Raw genomic sequence first — 20,093 nt, forward strand, 5'->3', positions numbered from 1 at the left:
ATTAAATGAAAATTGCAGTGGTTGGTACCGGTTATGTAGGGCTTTCTAACGCTATGTTGTTGGCGCAACATAATGAAGTTGTAGCACTTGATATTGATGAGAGAAAAATAGAGCTACTAAAAAATAAGCATTCGCCCATTGTTGATGTTGAAATTAGTGACTTTTTAACGCGTGGTGATTTAAACTTCACAGCAACTACAGATAAGATGGTAGCTTATACCAACGCCGACTTTATAATTATAGCCACACCGACTGATTACGATGTAGAAAATAATTATTTTAATACAAGTTCGGTAGAGGCAGTTATTAAAGATGCAGTCACACATAATGCAAACGCTGTCATGATAATTAAATCGACTATTCCTGTAGGCTTTACAAAGGATATTAAAGAACGACTTGGTATTGATAATTTAATATTTTCACCAGAGTTCTTACGTGAAGGTAAAGCACTGCACGATAACTTATATCCTTCACGTATTGTTGTGGGGGAACAGAGTGAGAGAGCGACTGTATTTGCTAATTTACTAAAGCAAGGCGCAATCAAAGACGATATTGAAATTCTGTTCACCGACTCAACAGAAGCTGAAGCTATTAAGTTGTTCTCAAATACTTATTTAGCAATGCGTGTTGCTTACTTCAATGAGCTTGATAGTTACGCTGAAGCGCACGGTTTAAATAGTAAGCAAATTATACAAGGTGTTAGTTTAGACCCTCGTATAGGTAAGCACTATAATAACCCTTCGTTTGGTTATGGTGGATACTGCTTACCAAAAGATACTAAACAGCTACGCGCTAATTATGCAGATGTGCCTAATAATATTATTGGCGCTATTGTTGACGCGAATACTACACGTAAAGACTTTATTGCGGATTCAATTATAAAACGCAACCCTAAAGTCGTGGGTATTTATCGCTTAGTAATGAAGACCGGCTCGGATAATTTTAGAGCTTCGTCAATTCAAGGTATTATGAAGCGTGTTAAAGCTAAAGGCATTGAAGTCGTCGTCTATGAGCCAGTGCTTGAAGAAAAAGAGTTTTATCATTCTCGTGTCATTAAAGACTTAAATGAGTTTAAGAAAATATCTGATGTAATAGTATCTAATCGTATGGTTGAAGAGCTTAATGATATAGCAGATAAAGTCTATACACGAGATATATTTGGTAACGATTAAAATACAGCTCAAAATTTTCTGTATATATTTTAAATAAAGGACTATCCATGAAAGCTGTAATTCCTGTTGCCGGCCTTGGCACACGTATGTTACCAATGACTAAAGCAATCCCAAAAGAGATGCTCCCCATTGTTGATAAGCCACTTATTCAATATATCGTTGCAGAATGTATTTCTGCGGGTGTTAAAGAGATTGTGTTAGTAACACACAGCTCTAAAAATGCAATTGAAAATCACTTTGACACAAGCTATGAGTTAGAAGCAACACTCGAAAAGCGTGTAAAGCGTACGCTCCTTGATGAAGTACGCTCGATTTGCCCCGCTGATGTAACCATTATGAGTGTTCGCCAAGGTGAAACTAAAGGTCTTGGTCATGCAATTTTATGCGCCAAACCAATCGTTGGTGATGATGACTTTATTGTTTTACTCCCTGATGTAATATTAGATTCATACACGGCAGATCAAAAAACGGAAAACTTAGCGGCTATGATCAAGCGTTTTAGTGAAACGCGTGCAAGTCAAATAATGCTTGAACCAGTAGTTCAAGAGGATGTGAGCAAATACGGTATTGCAGATATCAATGGGCTAGAGCTAAATCCCGGAAATAGTGCCGCAATTAAAGCGATGGTAGAAAAACCAGATGCTAATAAAGCTCCGTCTAACCTTGCAGTTGTTGGTCGCTATGTACTTAGTAAAAATATTTGGCCATTGCTTGCTAAAACACCAGTAGGCGCGGGTGGAGAAATACAACTAACTGACTCTATTGATGAACTAATAAAACAAGAAACTGTGGAAGCATTTCATATGAGCGGCCGTTCACATGATTGTGGTGACAAACTAGGTTACTTAAAAGCAATTGTTGAATATGGTATGCGCGACGCTAAGCTAGGTACTGAATTTGGTCATTACTTAAATACGCTTGTGAATAAATAAGTAAATTCACAAACTGCCAATATCGTTAAGTGGTAAAGATGATCGTCTAGATCTTTTTAAGTTATAGTTTACTAAGTTATATAGCACATTATAAAAAGCTTATTTAGTCACAGCTTTAAAGCTGCACTTTTTCATTTGAAAATTTACTTTATTTTTAAGAAAATTGAACAAATTAAATACATAAAGGAATAATTATGCCACGTAAATATTTTGGTACCGATGGAGTCAGAGGTAAGGTCGGTACTTTTCCTATTACGCCTGATTTTGCAATGAAGTTAGGCTGGGCCGCGGGTACAGTCTTAGCATCAAGTGGTACGAAAGAGATATTAATAGGTAAAGATACACGTAATAGTGGTTATATGTTTGAGTCAGCTATTGAAGCTGGGCTTTCTGCTGCGGGTGTTAATGTAGCATTTGTTGGCCCAATGCCGACGCTTATTTAGCATCAACTTTTAGAGCCGATGCCGGTGTTGTTATTAGCGCATCACATAATCCATATTACGATAATGGTATTAAATTTTTCAATAATTCTGGTACGAAGTTAAACGATGAGCAAGAGCTAGAAATTGAAGCCTTACTTGAGCAAGCATTAAATAATAACGCTATGCAATGTGTTAGCTCAGAACGTTTGGGTAAAGCAAGACGCATTAACGATGCAGCAGGGCGATACATTGAGTTTTGCAAAGGCATATTTGCTAAAGATTTAACGCTTGAAGGTTTAAAAATTGTTATCGACAGTGCTAATGGTGCCGCGTATCACATTGCACCTAATGTTTATACAGAGTTGGGTGCCGATGTTATTAGCATTAACGATAAACCAAATGGTTTAAATATAAATGAGCAATGTGGTGCTACACATCTAGATAGTCTTCAAGCAGCTGTACTTCAACATAAAGCAGACTTAGGTATTGCGCTTGATGGTGATGCTGACAGGTTAATGCTTGTTGATGACAGTGGCGCTGTGATTGACGGTGACCAAATACTTTATATTTTAGCTAAGGCCGCAAAGCTGCAAGGCAAAATGCAAGGTGGTGTTGTTGGTACACTGATGTCTAATCTGGGGTTAGAGCTAGCGCTTAAAGAAATGGATATACCATTCAAGCGCGCTAAAGTAGGTGATCGCTATGTTGTTGAGCAGCTTAAAAATACGGGTTGGAAACTTGGTGGTGAAGGTTCAGGGCATATTCTACATTTAGATTATGCAACCACAGGTGATGGTATTGTTGCTTCTTTATTAGTGTTAACAGCGCTTATTCAGCAAAAGCAATCATTAAAAGACTACGCAGCAGGTATGCAAAAATTACCTCAGGTACTTTTCAATGTGCGTTTAACAAAAAATAATGCGAATGAAATTTTAAATACAGATTTAGTGAAGCAAGCAGTAGTAGAAGCAGAAACACTTCTGGCAGATACAGGTCGTGTTTTACTTCGTAAATCAGGCACTGAACCATTGATCCGAGTTATGGTCGAGTCGACTGATTCTGTCGCATCTCAAGCGCAAGCTGAGCATATTGCTACGGCAATAAAAGCATTATTATAGAAACGTATGTCGTTTATAGAAGGTGGGATTTCTATCTCACCTTCTAGTATATCTATGGGCTACGTATATAATTTGGGTTTAAATTACTGGCTATATGGCACTATTGATTCCCGAGTTAGCATGTAAAAACGTAGCTAATTTTATTTAGCATTTTAATCAAGCGCTTCATGCAATCCCACGCTCAACCATCATTTCATTAAATGCAAACCCATCCTGCCTTGACGCATTAGCAACATAAGGCGCGTAAACTTCAAACAGTAAGCGTGTATCGCTATGCCCCAGCATATGAGATATGTACAGCGGATTTTCATGCGCTGCTATATGCAGTACTGCCGCGGTATGGCGGGTTTCGTAAGGGCGGCGGCGTGCAAGCCCCGCTTTTTGGAGTGTAGGATACCAAAGCTGCTTGCTTACAAAGTGAGTATTAAGCGGCTTGCCTTTATGAGTAAACACAAATTCACTGTTTGCTTGTTTTTGTAAGCGCTTAAACAATGTAAATAACGTATTGCACATTTTTAAGTCGCGGCGCGACTTAGGTGTTTTTACATCACCCAATTCACCATTAACCCAATTGTGTCGGATACGAATGAGCCGATGATTAAAGTCGATATCTTCCCAGCGAAGGCCATGTATTTCACAACTACGCATACCTGTCCAAAAACGCACCGTAAAATAATCGCGCCATTGTGTGGGGGTACACTCCAAAAAGCGTTGTACTTCATCGGCAATAAGCGGCAACGAGTTAGCGCGCTCTTCTTTTAGGGTTTTATAACGGCGTAATGGGTAAGGAAAGTCGTGCTCTTCTGCTGCTAAACTTAAAATAGCGACAAACGGCCAAAGAATGCCATTAATACGTTTATTAGAAAGTTTACGGGCCCCTTTGGTATCGCAAACCATTAAGCTTTCTCGGAAATAATCCACATTAACCAGCTTGATCTCGTTTACTAATATATTGCCAAACTCAGGGATAAGGTAACGGTCGAGCGTATTACGTACCACGCTTTGGTAACTGCTTTTCCATTTTGCTTTTTGACGATCGAACCATTCATTCGCGTAATCGTTAAAAAATGGATAAAGACGGTCGGGATCTTTAGCGCGTTGTAGCGCCTCAAACTTAGCGACTTTTTTACTCTCAGGAAAATAATCACGATACTGAAAAGTTTCTAAAGCAATTTCAGCATTGATTTTTTTAAGCGTAGCTTGTGCTTTTTTAATATTAACAGGGGTCGCCATGAGCTTAGTGCCTTCACGAAAGCGCTGCCCATAAAGGTGTAAATCAAATTGAATACGCCCATTTGGGCGAATGCGAATGTGAGCCATAATGGCCTCCATCAGTTAGTCGATCTATAAATAGATCTATCCCTCACCAATGGAATTCGTTAGAATTAAGCCATCGGCTGGGTCGGTTCAAAGTCGGAGCAGCCGATACGGGGTAGGGAGGTGCCAGCCTCTCTACTCCAACTGCTTGTTTTATTATCAGTTATGCGGATACCATACACTAGGTACAAAATCGCGCTACTGACTAGAATTTCAGTAATTAATATAGCAGGTACTGTGTATTTATCCAGTGCCCTGTTGTAAGTTTGTCGATTTTGAAATTTTTGCAAATAATGTGAGTAAGTGAAGCTAATGCGCCTAACATAAACACATTAGCGTTAGTAGATAATTTAAACCCCATCAAACCCCACACCAGGAAGATGTGGCTCACTAAAATCTTCCCCACGTTTCCCAAGTTTTTTCTCCAATGCTTTTTTAGCTTCTATTACCTTGTTCATTTTTTCAGGTGCAAGTTCAATATCATCAATACATTGATATGGATTGACAGAGTCTTTATCGCTATAAAAACCGAGACTACGTTTTCCATCTTCATCTAACAACATTTGCAACTTTATTTGCTTAGCTGTTGTGATATCACTAATTTTCACTTTTGAAAGTGCACTTAAGTTAATGCGGTAAATCATAGACGATGTTTCTTTGATATGCTGTGTGGATAAAAAACAATTACCGCCAGTTTCTTCCGTTAATCCAGCGAACATTACGCAATTACTGTCTATGTACAATAGTGCTTCGTTTGCTTTTTTTACTATGCCCATATTACGATAACTTGTAATTTCATCTTTTAAGGTATAGATACTGATAACAAGCTTTTGCTCAACGACGTAGTTTATTTCTTTTTTATTAGCATAATCTCGTAAAGAAAGTAACGAGTTGGATATTACGTTATTACCATCACTAAATACCGCCCGTTCATCATCAGTATATATAGTCACAGTTTCGGATTTAGTTGATAGAGCTAGTTTTTTTAAGTTTTCAACGCCATCCTTATTCAATAATAAGTCAAATTTTGGTGTAAACCCTTCAGGAACATCAAATGGGATAATTCTGTTGTCACGTTCGATACGAATTTTCGATTCTGCTTTATTCGTTTCAAATGAATCGTAAGGCGTATATGAATTTGCAATATTGGCCATTTCTATTGCTGAGGTTGTCAGCATTGTGTGCTTCTTTGCTTGTTCAACAAACATTAAAAAATCAAGGTGCTCCGCCACAATCTCTTTAGCTAGAATATATATACGTGACTCGCCTTTTGTTAGGGTGTCAACGTGCGGGTAGGGGTTTTTGGAAGTGTACTCGATATCGACTTCAATATTGGTCTGTTGTAAATGGAGGCTCAAACACTGCTTAAAGCTACTTGCTGATAGGCTCCACTGTCCATCTTTTAATAACCAATCTTTTTCAACATCTAGACTGATTATTTGCATGCTATCACCTGCCCCCATAATTATTTTGCATGTTTTATCATTGATAATAAATGAAATCCGAGCTTCAGCATCTAATTTTATTACGCTCTTTAAAAAATCACTTATCGAAGTTTGCTCTTTTGGTTTAAGAACTATTTTTGCCATCATTAGTTATCCTTATTTTAAGGTTATATTTAAAAAGTATTGTTCCAGCGTTTGCGCTAGCAATGTCGAAGGAATGAGTGTTTTCAGTGTGATAATTAATTGAGTGTTCCCACCTGGCGTTTTATGCCAGTTAAAATTATCGTCTTTACGTAAAAACTGGTTCTTAACCATATTTAATTTATTACTGTTAAGACTTTTTCTATTTTGGATTAGTAAAAAAGTAGCCGTGTAATGCTTTAATGGCCCTTTGTGGCAAAGGGCTTTAAAAGCTTGCAATGTCTTTTGGTTACATACACAAGAAAATTGAATGTTAAGGGTTTCGGTATGTGATTTCCCCTGTGGTTTCTGGAGAATTATTTTAGGTTTACCCAATGTTTTAAGCGCTTTCAGCTCTTTAGAGGCAAAGTTAAAATATTGTCCTTTTGCTAATTGACGCCACTGAATATTGGCTGTTTTAAAGTCTAAGGTTTTATTATTTAGTGCTTCAAATACTTTTTTACAAAAGTAATTAAACGTATTCGTATTTTTATCGATAAAATCTTCAGGTAACGAGCTCTTCCATAGAGTTTTAAAATCACATTTATTAAATGTAGAAGGCTGTTTATTGGTCGTAGTAACGTTACCTCCCATGAGGGTATTTAATTTCAGTTTTTTTATAATTTGGCTCTCTGTTAGCTCAGGCTGAAACTGCTTTTTATCCTCACTACTAAGTAATGAGTACTCTTGGCTAAGTGAGTTTAAAATACGCGAAATATCATTTGAATCTGCAGGGATATCAAATATATAGCGAAGCTCTGCTCGTGAGTATTGACGATAAGCAGGTTTGAGTAATGTAATTGTTTTTTCCATACCATGAAGGTAATGACGACGAGTCGTTGCGTAGCTAGAGTGTCCTAGCTCCTTTGCTATAGTGTCTAATAATAATCCGGTATTCATTCCGTCAAATGGTCGGCCTTCTAACCAAAAGTCAAAACGTGCTAAACAGCTTTCTTTAGATAGCATTGCCTCTGTTGCTTCATCTTGAAGGGTATTTGATAAGTGACAGCCTTGACGCTGATAAGCGAGATGTAATCCCTGTAAGTAAAGTAATTCAGCACCACCATGACGCAAATGATGGAAACGTACTTTATGACCGAATAGTGCTTTTAGTGCTTGAGTTACAGGGTAGATATAATAGGTTGAACGCAAGCCTATAGATTCGTGTTCAAAAGCGAGTAAAGGCTTCGTTTCATCGCAGCCTGTTTTGATTTCTAATAATTTTTGAATAAGTTTGGCTGCCGGCTCTGGCATAAATACAGTAATTATTCTCGGCTTTTTATTTTTAGTCGTCCCCTCTGGCGTATTTCTTATAACGATACTAAAAAGCTGCTTTTTTTGTGGGTTTATACTAGTAATGTCACCTAAGCAAAGCCTTAAAACTTCGCCTCTTCGCATAGCTCCGTAATACCCTAAGATGACTGCTATGCTGGCACATAGTCGTTGCATAGCATGCCCATTTTTTGAAGAAAGTAATAGCTCTACGGTACTGTTTATCTGAGACACATTTAAGCAAAATGGATCAACAAGAGAAGGCTGCTCAGGGCGCTCGAACTGTTCTAGATCTAACTCATCAGTGAGCTCTTGATGTGCTGCACTGCGAAGAAAATTATATAAATGCCACGGTGTTGTTTTTTCATCTAAACGTTCGAACTCTTTATGTGCCCAACAATGTAACGTTTCTGGGTTCGTGGCATCGTCAAAGCTTAATGGATTTAAGCTTTTATAAAAGTTTGTATAGCGGTCAATACTTTGAGAAAGGAGGGTCTTTTTGTGAACCCCCCCTTCATTAAATAGCTCATCAGTAAAATGAAAAAACAGTTTAGGTATTACATTGTCGTGATCCCAAGTTGGCGCAGTAGGCCTCATAACATTTTTTTGGGATGATAATTTATAGTATTTAATAAGTTTTGTATGAGGCCATGCATCGGCGAGTGCTTTTTTTACTGCCCCTGCAACCGCTTTATTCATTGGGGGAATGAATAATAATTTTTCTTTTGCCCTATCAATAGTATGAGGTTTTGTGGATTCAAGTGGCGATACATGACGCATAGGATCACTTAAGTCACGTAATAATTTTGGTGGCACTGCATAGTGGTGATGCCAAAATGATTGAAAAGTACGCAACCATTCTGCGGGGCTCATTGCAGCGAAGTAATATGGTTCAGTATCTACCCATCGATTAATAGCATCCAATAATGATTTTGTTGTTAACGCCTTTTCAGGGAGATAGTTATAAAAGTTTTGCAAAACCCTTAAAGGGAAAGCTGGCAGTGGGTAACGTGTGAAACTCGTGTTGCTTTCATCTGCATATGAAGCAATAGGTTTAGGGTGTGACACTTTGAGTGTAAATTGCCCTTCGAAAAACTCAATACAGGTAGGTGTTGATAATATCCTTTGCCAGTACGATAAATGCAGCGGTGCCACTTCAAAGTTCAACACAAGTAATACCCAACCTAAGTCATGCCATCGCTTAACTATAAAAGATTCACGTTGTGACTCATATCGGGAAAAACATTGACTTGCTCGTAGATTTTTTTTATGTATGTTAAGTAGCCATATCATTGAGTCATCCGTAAAAGCTTGCTCTTTTACCTCTGGTAACTGCCAATTACATATTTCTTTCAAATAAAATAAAACGTGATCAAGTGCGTTTAAAAGCACCCGTTGTTTACCTGTGGGTATACTTTTAATTCGTTTATTAATGGCATTGAGCTGCTCTTTCGATAATGCTCGTTCATTAATACTCAAAGAGTTAATTAGATCACATACCCACTGAAGGTTGCTAGTTTCCTCGCAATCCATACCTAGCTCTACACGGTAGGTAATAATAGTCTGAGCCGTTAGTGCTTTTTTAGCCATGATTTACTCCTTTTATCTCAGCTAAATTTAAAAACTCAGGGATTTTATTTAAAAAAGAGCAAAACTTATTTAGTGCGATAGGAAATAGCTCATCGCTTCCTAGTTGTTCTCCATAATTTGCATGCCCAATAAGTCGACTTATATCTTGAGACGTGAGCGTAGGAGATAATGATGCTAATGCATGCTGGGCAAAAAAGTGTCGTAAATGATAAGGTACTACTTTTACTTCCCCTGGATTAGCTTTAGACCACCACTTAGCCATGAACGATCGCAAAATCTTCGCTGATAATGGCTTTACCGACAAATTTTCATCAATCAAGAACCACATTAATGGAGAATCAAAAGTAGTAGATGAATGACGTTGTAAGTTTTGTAGTAAAAACTCGTAGCGTAATAATGCGAGACGAAAATAATCACATAACCAAATAGTACGATAACGGCCTTTATCAAAAATGATGGCAGAGTCTTTATCGAAGCAATATTCTTTTTTAAATGTAATTTCGTGTGTTGGACGTGCACTTGTCAACACAATATATAATAGTGCAAGTTCAAATACTCTAAAGTTATACAGCTCCAGTAAGCTTTCTAGCGTATGCGTACTGTGCTCAAGCTTTTGGCCTTGCAAGTGAAGTTCGTGAAAAAAGCGACGAACTGAATCAACATTTACATATCGTAATGAACCTATAAATATAGGCGAGGTATTAGTATAGCTTCGTTTGGCTGTCGATATATCATAGTGTAGTGAAGGTATTTTTCCTGATGTACATAGATAGTCTTGCTGTTTGGTTGTATAGCGAATGAGCTGAGAGTCATTATACAAAATAGGTTTTGGAGCGCTAAACAATTTTAATAGCTCAGGCTCATAGATAGCTTGTGATAGTCGATCTAAGTAATATGTTTGAGCAATAAAAATATCAGATCTTATTTGATCACTGTCGCGTCTTTGATAATGAAAAGCACTAGAATGATGTAAGTTATTAACTCCAAGTAAAACGGCTTGTGCTGGTGTTGTTAGTTTTGGATCGCATTGAGCCATTTTTTTGAAGTGATTAAACAAAACATCCTTACGAACTAGATATTTTCCTTTAAATATAGGAGGAGTGCGCCATTTATCATTAATAAAACGTAAGAATTTTTCTTTCTCTTTCTGGCTCATCACCCAGCAATTATTAGCTTGCTTTGTTTTTGTTATTGCATCAGAGAACCAGTGATTTAAACCATTTGGGATAGGTTGCCATTGCCAGCTAATACCGTCTTTAGTTGGATAAGCAATAGCATATTCGACCCACGACGGATTATTTCTCCGGACACTCCTTAAACTATGTTGTTGACAAGGATCATTACCACTAACAATAGTGATATCTGGAATATCTTTGTTTGTTCTACATGACGTTAGTGCTCCAGTCAGCCATAAATATAAGAAGTTAAAAACTGCGCGATCATATGCTGTTACCTTTGTACTTGGTGATGGTTTATATAGTTTTATTAATCTTATTAGAGCTGCCAATAATTTAAGAGCACAATGCCTAGCATTAGGGAACGGGGCTCCACTATTTTTAAATCTTTCTTTTAATTTTATGACTTCATTGCTCATCGTTTATACACTTCTCGTTTAGTTATTCGTTGTTAGAGTCGGTTAGCTTCAAAGCTCAATAGTAGGGCTACCTCAGCACACTAGTGACGCTTAAAAATATGAATAAATCCCATGGTATTTATTCAAAAAATTCTGTTAATGAATTCAGTTTTTATCAGATACATTTATCACCTCTAATGCTTGACGGAGATACTTGAGCTAAATGACTAAGCTGTTTTTTACTGGGTACCGCTAAATTAAGTGACTTAGCGTTGTTATGCCGGCTGTGTAATTGCTGCGGTAAAGATCTGAATTCAGGTGCAAGTAGTGCCGGCTTTATTAGCGCAAGGGTAGAAATTATTGGCTCAGCTTCATCATAAATAATGAGTGATGCAATTAACTTATATGCTGCATCATGACTGAGAATAACTTTAATTAGAGGTATAACGGCTAATACAAAGAACTGTCCTTCATTTTCAGTCTTCAGCACAGGTATAGGACAGGAATCAAGGACACACTGAAGTTCTTTAATTGAAAGATACTGAATGTCGAGTAGTTTTTTCTGCGTAATCCTATCGTCTGATAGCAAAGCAGTCAGCGTTGGGTGTTGTTGCAATTCAAGTACGTTTAAAGGTAGTTTTTTAATCTTTGGCACAACAATAGCTTCCTATATAATTCAATTTTACAATTAGCGATATGTTCATTTTGTTATTTATTAATATTGCTCTGGCTTCACTAAAATAGAAAAGTGCACTTCAAAGGATTTAAATCGATTAACGTTTGTATTACCTCAATTGGTAATTCTTTGAAGCTCCGATTTGCTTTCAATTGCACAGCATCACTTTTTGCAAATTTACTCAGTAGCGGGTGAGTTATTAGCTTTATCTTTAAAAGTGGAATCGATTTCTGTCTATATTTCATAATTAGCTTCTCCATATATCAAAGCAGCGTAAAGATTTTGTTTCACTGCAGTGGTCATTTAGTCATGCTAATAAGGCCTACATAATCGAAGTCGAAGTAACAAAAGTTACTTCGTTAGGATCAAGCAAGGGAATAAATAGCTCCATAGGTACAAGTCGAATCGTAAACATTATTTTTGATATATAAAAAAATTAGAGAACCCCAAAAAGCATGCTGTAATTTCTCTCTTTTAAATGCTGTTTAATTTCAATGAGTTAAAGTTTTATTTTTTTTCAAAAAAAAAGCTTTTTTCATGTTTTTTTTATTGATTTTATATTTTAAGTGGATTTTCAGGTGATAAGTAAGGCTGTTTGTACGTTTTAATGTGGACGTTGGAAGGGTGAGTGACTGAACAAGTATTTATTTAAGGAATACGTAGTTCGTATAACTAAAGCATATAACGATGAACGTTAGTATTGTATTCTGATTTTTAAAATACTTGCTTAACGAAAAAATATGAAGCAGAGAATGAACGCCTGTTCAGCTAATAAACTTTCAATTTTTCCGCTATTTCCGCGACTTTAAGTTCTGAGTTTTATTCATAAATTTAAGATAATCTCAAAAATGAATATCTCCCCATCTAAACGAATTCAAATTATAGGTTTTTCGCAAATTAATAGATTTTTGATGAGTTCCAGAAATAGAGCACCCTATTTAACACTCTCTAAAATTTGACTTTTAAAAAGGACTTTTAATTCAGTTGGTTACTTTTTGTTAGGCTTTTATTGTTTTATTAATTATAAGTTTTAGATTAGGTACAAGTCGAATCGTAAACATAATTTTTTGACATATAAAAAAATTAGAGCACCCTAAAAAGCATGCTGTAATTTCAATTGGTTAAATTTTAATTTTTTTAAACAAAGATTATTTTTATGTTTTTTAATTGATTTTGTGTTTTAAGTGGGTTCTGAGGTGATAAATAAGGCTATTTATGCGTTTTAATGTTGATGCAGGAAGGGAGCGTGACTGAATAAGTATTTATTCAAGAAAGACGTAGTTCATATAACTAAAGCATATAACGATGTACGCTAGCATTGATGTTCTAATTTTTAAAATAGTTGTTTAACGAAAAAATACGAAGCAGAGAATGAACGCCTGTTCAGCTAAAATAGCGCCAATCTGTATGCTTTTTCACAAGTTTTTTCGCGAAATTTTTCGTACCTTTAAGTTTTTAACTTTTTCTTCGCAAGTTCTAAACAGTCTCAAACATGAACGCCCATTTATTCAAGCAACCCCTTATTATCGCACTATTTAGGGGTTTTTATGCTTTTAGCTATTTCTCCGTAAATTGATAATAGTCTCAAATATGAACACCTGTTCAGCTGAAAATTTCCAATTTCCGTACTTTTCGCGCGAAAATTTTCGCACCTTTAAGTTTCGTCATTTTTTCGGCCTTTGAGTGTGGCTGTAAGCATGTAAGTAGTACTAATAACGTATAAAAATAGCTCTCGTAAACCCCAATTTACGATAGCTATTATTATGTTAAGTAGGTGGTTAGGTTACATCCAGCATGAAATAACCAGAAATATTGACTTGTATCTAGCGCCAATTAATTTGGCTGGTTTAAAGGTTCTCGTATTAGAACTCACACTCATACAAAAACTGGAAAAGTTAAACAACAGAAATTCTATAGATAACCTCCATTAAAAATGGGGGGATTACCGTTTATAGTGGTTTTTTAGTGTAAATAATGAACGAGCTGGTTGCTTTTGTCTGCCTAATATTACATTTCATCTTCGATAATTTTTTAATTTCTACTAAATAGGGCCATCACGCGCTTTAAGTGTTTAGTTATGCTGCCTAAACACGTTGTAACTACTCACTTGAAATTTTGATTTGTACTATGTGGTTAGTTATACTGCTTATAAATGTGATAAGTAGGCGCTTAACTGTGAAGCAAGAACTCGCAATTCAAAGATTGAATGAATTAGACAGAAAAGGGCGCTACGTCTTTTTGCATCGTGATTTATCTAAAATTTTTCATGAAGATTCTCCGCGCTCACTAAACGAAAGCCTTGCTCGCCTTGTTAAGAGCGGTATTTTGGAGAGAGTGGCTAGGGGCGTTTATGTATATGCTTTATCTAGATATAAAAATACATCTAATACGTTGGACTTGATTGCAACGGCATTAAGACGTGGAGAATATAATTATGTGAGTTTAGAGTCCGCGCTATCAGCGTACGGTGTAATTTCTCAAATCCCAATTGACAGGCTAACGCTTATGACTACGGGAACGAAAGGTGAATATAAAACACCTTATGGCGTTATTGAGTTTACGCATACTAAGCGTGCAGTTAGGGATATTCTTCCTTACATTAATCAGACTGATAGGCCTTTAAGAGTAGCATCAAAGGCTGCTGCACTGAGGGATTTAAATCGGGTTGGCAGAAATACCCATTTAATTGATATGGAAGCAATGCATGATGACTAAACGAGAGAGTTTTAATTTTTTAGTTGAAAGGGCATTGGAAGAAAATGCCGGCTCAGGTAATAAGCCTGTAATCGAAAAAGAGCTACTTCATTACGATATTTTATTTGCGCTCGATCGAGCAGGTATACTGGATGATATTGTATTTCAAGGCGGGACGAGTTTAAGGTTATGTTACGGTTCTAATCGCTACAGTGAAGACCTCGATTTCGCAGGGGGCTATGATTTCAACAGCAAGACATTATCAAAAATGAAAGAGGTAATCGAAGAGTATATTGGTGACAGATATGGGTTTGAAATAACGGTTAAGGAGCCTCAGTCGCTTAAAAAAGATCCTAAATATACCGATTTAAGAATTGATAAATGGCAAATAGCAATAGTCACTGCGCCAGAGCACAAAAGTATTGCGAAGCAGAGGATTAAAATTGAAATTGCTAATATTCCGGCTCACACAAAAGTACCACTGCCCCTGAAACAAAATTATGCGTTTTTACCGGATGGTTATAAAGATACACTTATTTATGTTGAGTCATTAGAAGAGATAATGGCAGATAAAATTATCTCACTTCCAGCGACTCAAAGGTATGTTAGGCATCGTGATATTTGGGATCTTATGTGGTTACAACAGCAAGGGGCTACGATCAATAAGGAGCTCATTGAGAAGAAAGTGAGCGATTATAAAATAGAGGGGTTTATTGAGCTGCTTGATACGAGAATTGCATCAATTGAAGGCATTGTAAATGGACGCGATTTCGATCAAGAAATGAAGCGATTTTTAAGCCAAGAGGCATATGATCGAACGTTAGGCAAAGACAAGTTCCGTGAGTTTTTGATATCAAATTTAGTCGGATTACTCTCGTCTGCGAAAAAGGAATTGAGCATGCAGATGGATCACCGTACTGAATTTCGGCTCTAGAAATCCCTCCATAAATCCTCGTCCGATGAGTTATATAGCATTTTAAGTTATGTCATATTAAACCATCATGTTGAAAGGTTTTATTGTTAGTGCAAATTTAATGTGTATTGTCTATTTGTAAGCGCACTGCTTAAATGCGCGCTTACTTATATCGGGGGGAAGTGATCTGAAACAGGATTAAAGTCCAACATTAAGTCGGTGGGCGAGCAACACAGGAAGTTCTATTGTGAAAGCATCTGACTCACAGGTCTCTATTGAAGGCGCATATCGCTTTCTTCTCAATAATAAAGTTGACGCTGATAACATCGCTACCGCCGGTTTGAATTCGCTGTTACTGGCAATAACGCAGTCAAACACAATCCTTGCGTTAGAAGATACATCGACATTGTGTTACCGACTCAATGTGACTAAAGAGCTCTGACATACTGGCGCATATAAACAAAGCTCTTCTAAAGAGGGGTTGGCGCACACCGTCCTTATGGTCGATGCAGAAACAGAGCGTACTATTGGTTTGGGTGCACACATCGTTGGTGCAGAAAAGATGAAAACTTTGGCACCGCTAACGATAGAAAACGCCGCAAGTACGAAATTTAAAAGTTAATAGGTATTATAATTTAATAACCTATAAGTAGCCTGTGTGATTTAAGAAAAATCAATTGTTGATTCGCAGGCTATGTTAACCAGTATTAACAACAGAGGCTGAACATAAGCCTTAACCAATGATTAGTATTAGCATCAGTGTGATCTTTTATACGACTTCTAGACAGGCAATTAAATTTTAAAAAGGGGCAGCTCTGTTAGCTGCAAAAATCGGTGATCAAAGTCGTAAGAGTGCGCACTTGCTGATGGACTAGGTGAATGGACTTCTTAACGGTTGCTCATCCATTACTTCAGAAAACTGCAATCTTTATGATTAATGGGCAGTTTCTGAGATCCCATTAAGAATATATTGAAAAAGTGATGAGAATAGATGGTTTATTCTCATCAAAAATATGGTTAAAGTGATGGTAATATCGTATTAATGAGAATGGTGGTTTTAATGTCATCAAAATAAGTGGTAATATGATTAGAATAAAGGAGGTGTGAAATTATGTATTTAAAATATAACTGGCAACATCCTGATTGGCCAAATTTTACATATCAGTCTGACAGACTGAGCAAGGTCATCAATGAATACATCCAAATATCCTCTAATCTTCAAGGTCAAGTGTCTCAGCTCGAGCAAAATAATAAGTCTGAGGCTTATATTTATCTTATGGTTGAAGAAGCTATCAACACGAGCAAAATAGAGGGTGAAAACCTAAACCGTGAAGAAGTTCGCTCCTCTGTTGCACGTTATCTTGATTTAGACTTGTCACAACCTAAAGGTATATTCCATAAAGAAAATGGTATTGCATCCTTATTGGTTGATGTACGGAGCAACTTTGCCAATAACTTATCCAAAGAAATGATTTGTGACTGGCATAAATTATTACTTACCGGGCAAGAAGAGTATTGTGGAAAACGAGATATAAAGGTAGGTGAATATCGTGATGGTTCTGTTGATATAGTTTCTGGTCACGGTGATTATGAAGAAGTCGTTTTCAAGGGACCTCCGGGTGAAATAGTTGAGGCTGAAATGGCTGCTTTTGTTGAGTGGTACAATACAACGTCCCCATTAAATGCTGATGAAGATGTCGTTTATATTCCCGGGCCTGTGCGTTCTGCAGTAGCACACATGTGGTTTACATCAATACATCCTTTTAATGACGGAAATGGACGTATAGCTCGTGCTATTTCTGAGCATGCTTTGTTTCAGGATTTTGATATACCGCCATTATTTAGTATCTCAACACCCATCAATGAAAATCGTGATGAATACTATAAAAAACTTGCTGAAAGCTCTCGTATAAATCCATCGGTTGATTTGAGTGAATGGGTTAAGTGGTTTGTTGAAATAACGAAACAGGCTCAGGTAGATTCTAAAAACAAGATAGATTTCATTCTGAAAAAATCTATCTTCTGGGATCATCACAAAGATACTGATTTGAATAAGCGTCAGCATAAAGTAGTGAATAAGTTTTTTGAGTTCGGTGAGAGTGGTTTAATCAGAAACGGTATCAACTCAGAGCGATACCAGAATATGACAGGCTGCTCCCCAGCAACCGCTACTCGTGACCTTAAAGATATGGTTGGTAAGGGTATCATTGCCCCCTCAGTCTCTGGTGGCCGTAGTATGCGCTATTACATAAAGCTTACCGACTCTAAGCCTGTATTTAATATTTTTCCTAGAGGGAATGATAAGAAAATGCTTGAGATTAGCTTAAAAAAGATCTCAGATGACATTCAGAGAAATATCGATTTCTTTCAGGTGCCAAATACTAAACTCAACAAATTAGTAAGCAAGTACAAAGAATTTGCCGATAGTGACGAAACTCACCTTGAGCGATTAAATGAGCAATTGGCTCAATTAGATGATGGTAATTTAACTCCTTAGCTACGAGTTAAATTACTATTTCGGCTATTGGTGTACGTAGATTTACTATGTTTTTGATAGCCTAAATGCTCATCCATTTCTGCATTAAGTGCCGCTTCAACCGTTATTTTTTTTAACATTTGGCTAAATTGATTTAAATCGTCAGGTGTTTTAATACTTTTAGCCGCTTCTTTAGCAAACGCTTCGAGTTCTTCTTTATTCATGTTCATCGCCTAATCCTTAAACTCTTGATAGAGTAAATTATGATAGGCAGTTACACAAAATTAGTTACACCCTCCTGGAAAAGCACACAAGTTTGCTCGTGGTGCAACACTGGGGGATGGTATTGCTCTTAGTGAACTAAGGTTTAACTTCTGTATTAAGGATAAACAAAATAACGATAAACAAACGCTCTACAAGGTTAACCCTTTAGATTTAAGTTTCACAAAAATTTTACTAAATAAGCTGATATGTAATGGTCTAATAAACCAATCAGTTTCATTAGACCATTACATGCCTTAGTTTTAAAGTAATCAATTGCGTCTTGAGTTTTCATAAGCGCTCCTTGGTTTGTAACGTTTGTATAGCTTATTGTACAAAGTCATTGCTTAACAAAAAGATGCTCAATTTAAACATAATGTATAGATAACTAAACTTTATGCGCGAGGCACTATGAGCTTTTAGAACGCTTGATTTCACGAATGAACCAACTTGGAATAAAAGGTAGTGAGCTTGTTAGACAGCTAGGGACTAGTCGATCCTCTGTTAGTCACTGGCAGACAGGCCAAGTAATTCCATCAAGTGAAAATTTATTAAAGCTATCTAAAGCACTAAGATGCAATGCCTGGTGGCTAGAGTCAGGCGCAGGGGTGCCGGAAGGCAATGTGGAATTAGAGCTTGGGCTAAGCTTAAGGGGCAAAGCGTCTTTAATATCATGGGTACAGGTGGGTAAATGAAAAGAGATCGACATGGAAGTACTGCAACAAACTAGTGGCACTAATTTTTATCAGCACACAGCCAACGTAAGCGGCGAGGCATTTGCTCTGCCTGTTAAGGGAGATAGTATGACCAGCTTTAACGGCGGCAAATCAATTCCCGAAGGCTCGGTAATTATAGTGGATCTTTGCCTTGGTGCTGAGCATGGCAAAGTGGTAGTAGCAATGTTAAACGACAGTGAAGAGGCTACGCTAAAACAGCTAGTAATAGATGGCGGGGCCAAATATTTAAAGCCCTTTAATAACAGCTACCCAACCTTGTCCATTAAAGGAAACTGCACTATTATTGGCGTGGTAAAGCAAGTGATACAAGATTTTTAAAGGTGTAATATGAAAAAGGGATTTTTATTAACTGCATTATTATTTGGCTGTTCTGCTCCACAAACAACTGTAACTTGGCATTCTAACGTTCCAGGAGCAAGGATCACTGAGATTGGTTCTGATAATTACTGGGAAGGTATTCCTTACATACTTCCGTACAACTGGAACGCAAAACATCTAAATGAAAATGGGTGCCTAAAAATAAGAGGCGTTGTAGCAAAGTGGCCTAGCGGCTATACCATTACGACGCCTGACCCTATAATACTCTGTGGTAAGCCTGGCCCGTTCAATTACAAAATTGAATACACCGGAACGGCAGACCAGCAAGCTATAGACGTCCCATATGGAAAAGGGCTGATAGAAATGAGGCTGGCTTTTCAAGAAAGAGACAGGCAAACCCAAATTGAAAGAGCAAAACGAGACGCTATTAGCAGCGAAAAAGGCGCTCTTATTGGGCTTGCTATAGGAGCCGCACTTGGTGAGTATGGTAAAACCCTAACAAACTCAACCCCTCCATCATACATACCACTACCAGTTCAAACCCCAAGTAAAAAACAAGTTAAGCTTGGCTCTTGCACTTCTGATTATGATTGCTCTACAAATGCGTTATGCGTAAAGCAACCAATGAGCAATACAGGGCAATGCCTTGTTCCAGCAAATGAATTTGGCTCCCCTCAAATACAACCCGTACCAAAAAGATTTGATAGTTATAACCCAAATTTTGAATTTAAAGGTCAGTGCACATTTGATCTTGACTGTGGCATAGGCTTTATGTGCGATAAGAAACTAAAGGTTTGCGTGAAAAGTAATTGATTTTTATGAAAATACTCAAACGCATACTGAATTACTTCCGCCCCGATTCCATAAAATTTTTTTGTAAGCTATCAGATGAAGAAGAGCGAATGTTGAATATGGACGCATGAAGAGAAAATTCTATATTTGGCTTCTATTATTTTTCGGAGGGATACCAAAGCAGTTGCGTGATTAAAAACAGCTG

At 37.2% G+C, this 20,093-nt stretch carries 14 protein-coding genes and 3 pseudogenes; 11 read left to right on the plus strand and 6 right to left on the minus strand.

Features of this window, described 5'->3' with window-relative positions; translation table 11 throughout:
* The first annotated feature begins 5 nt into the window (after positions 1 to 5).
* From I6F49_RS10530 to glmM, 3 genes and pseudogenes are all read left to right on the plus strand, one after another.
* Complete coding sequence (locus I6F49_RS10530) at positions 6 to 1,172, plus strand: nucleotide sugar dehydrogenase (RefSeq protein WP_197180326.1); 1,167 nt, start codon at positions 6 to 8, stop codon at positions 1,170 to 1,172.
* A 47-nt stretch (positions 1,173 to 1,219) separates the two neighbouring features.
* Positions 1,220 to 2,104 carry a UTP--glucose-1-phosphate uridylyltransferase GalU gene (galU, locus tag I6F49_RS10535; protein WP_197180328.1) on the plus strand — a complete coding sequence of 295 codons (885 nt, stop codon included), beginning with the start codon at positions 1,220 to 1,222 and terminating at the stop codon, positions 2,102 to 2,104.
* Between the two features lie 194 nt (positions 2,105 to 2,298).
* A pseudogene (gene glmM / locus I6F49_RS10540) lies at positions 2,299 to 3,644 on the plus strand (phosphoglucosamine mutase).
* A gap of 165 nt (positions 3,645 to 3,809) precedes the next feature.
* Here glmM and I6F49_RS10545 read toward each other — a convergent pair.
* The 5 genes from I6F49_RS10545 to I6F49_RS10565 form a co-directional block, all read right to left on the minus strand.
* Positions 3,810 to 4,964, minus strand: a complete 1,155-nt coding sequence (locus tag I6F49_RS10545; RefSeq protein ID WP_197180330.1) for a site-specific integrase — start codon at positions 4,962 to 4,964, stop codon at positions 3,810 to 3,812.
* Between the two features lie 347 nt (positions 4,965 to 5,311).
* The gene (locus tag I6F49_RS10550; protein WP_197180332.1) at positions 5,312 to 6,553 is read right to left on the minus strand and encodes a hypothetical protein; all 1,242 of its coding nucleotides are present in this window, start codon (positions 6,551 to 6,553) and stop codon (positions 5,312 to 5,314) included.
* A gap of 9 nt (positions 6,554 to 6,562) precedes the next feature.
* The gene (locus I6F49_RS10555; protein WP_197180334.1) at positions 6,563 to 9,448 is read right to left on the minus strand and encodes a site-specific integrase; all 2,886 of its coding nucleotides are present in this window, start codon (positions 9,446 to 9,448) and stop codon (positions 6,563 to 6,565) included.
* Positions 9,441 to 11,042, minus strand: a complete 1,602-nt coding sequence (locus tag I6F49_RS10560; protein ID WP_197180336.1) for a site-specific integrase — start codon at positions 11,040 to 11,042, stop codon at positions 9,441 to 9,443. The genes I6F49_RS10555 and I6F49_RS10560 overlap by 8 nt, the downstream gene beginning before the upstream one ends.
* Positions 11,043 to 11,196: 154 nt before the next feature.
* Positions 11,197 to 11,676, minus strand: coding sequence for a hypothetical protein (locus tag I6F49_RS10565; protein WP_197180338.1), 480 nt, complete (start codon positions 11,674 to 11,676; stop codon positions 11,197 to 11,199).
* A 2,196-nt stretch (positions 11,677 to 13,872) separates the two neighbouring features.
* On the opposite strand from I6F49_RS10565, the gene abiEi reads away from it, so the two are divergent.
* From abiEi to I6F49_RS10590, 5 genes and pseudogenes are all read left to right on the plus strand, one after another.
* Positions 13,873 to 14,412: a type IV toxin-antitoxin system AbiEi family antitoxin gene (gene abiEi / locus I6F49_RS10570; protein ID WP_197180340.1), complete on the plus strand. Its 540-nt coding sequence runs from the start codon at positions 13,873 to 13,875 to the stop codon at positions 14,410 to 14,412.
* The gene (locus tag I6F49_RS10575) at positions 14,402 to 15,325 is read left to right on the plus strand and encodes a nucleotidyl transferase AbiEii/AbiGii toxin family protein (protein ID WP_197180342.1); all 924 of its coding nucleotides are present in this window, start codon (positions 14,402 to 14,404) and stop codon (positions 15,323 to 15,325) included. Before abiEi ends, I6F49_RS10575 begins: the two co-directional genes overlap by 11 nt.
* A gap of 208 nt (positions 15,326 to 15,533) precedes the next feature.
* A pseudogene (locus tag I6F49_RS20640) lies at positions 15,534 to 15,746 on the plus strand (IS4 family transposase); the annotation flags it as partial.
* Positions 15,747 to 15,785: 39 nt separating this feature from the next.
* Positions 15,786 to 15,926, plus strand: coding sequence for a hypothetical protein (locus tag I6F49_RS10585; protein ID WP_197180346.1), 141 nt, complete (start codon positions 15,786 to 15,788; stop codon positions 15,924 to 15,926).
* A 489-nt stretch (positions 15,927 to 16,415) separates the two neighbouring features.
* Positions 16,416 to 17,801: a Fic family protein gene (locus I6F49_RS10590; protein ID WP_197180348.1), complete on the plus strand. Its 1,386-nt coding sequence runs from the start codon at positions 16,416 to 16,418 to the stop codon at positions 17,799 to 17,801.
* Between the two features lie 2 nt (positions 17,802 to 17,803).
* On the opposite strand, the pseudogene I6F49_RS10595 reads toward I6F49_RS10590, so the two are convergent.
* A pseudogene (locus I6F49_RS10595) lies at positions 17,804 to 18,004 on the minus strand (transposase); the annotation flags it as partial.
* 465 nt (positions 18,005 to 18,469) lie between these two features.
* On the opposite strand from I6F49_RS10595, the gene I6F49_RS10600 reads away from it, so the two are divergent.
* Genes I6F49_RS10600 through I6F49_RS10610 form a run of 3 tightly spaced genes read left to right on the plus strand, consistent with a single transcriptional unit; the run spans position 18,470 to position 19,909 of the window.
* The gene (locus I6F49_RS10600) at positions 18,470 to 18,736 is read left to right on the plus strand and encodes a helix-turn-helix domain-containing protein (RefSeq protein ID WP_331461451.1); all 267 of its coding nucleotides are present in this window, start codon (positions 18,470 to 18,472) and stop codon (positions 18,734 to 18,736) included.
* 12 nt (positions 18,737 to 18,748) lie between these two features.
* A complete protein-coding gene (locus tag I6F49_RS10605; protein WP_197180352.1) occupies positions 18,749 to 19,096 on the plus strand; it encodes a LexA family protein in 348 nt (115 codons plus the stop codon).
* A 9-nt stretch (positions 19,097 to 19,105) separates the two neighbouring features.
* Positions 19,106 to 19,909 carry a hypothetical protein gene (locus I6F49_RS10610; protein ID WP_197180354.1) on the plus strand — a complete coding sequence of 268 codons (804 nt, stop codon included), beginning with the start codon at positions 19,106 to 19,108 and terminating at the stop codon, positions 19,907 to 19,909.
* Positions 19,910 to 20,093: the final 184 nt, after the last annotated feature.

Origin of the sequence: Pseudoalteromonas sp. SWN166, assembly GCF_015864485.1 — a bacterium.
In the GTDB taxonomy this organism is placed as follows: domain Bacteria; phylum Pseudomonadota; class Gammaproteobacteria; order Enterobacterales; family Alteromonadaceae; genus Pseudoalteromonas.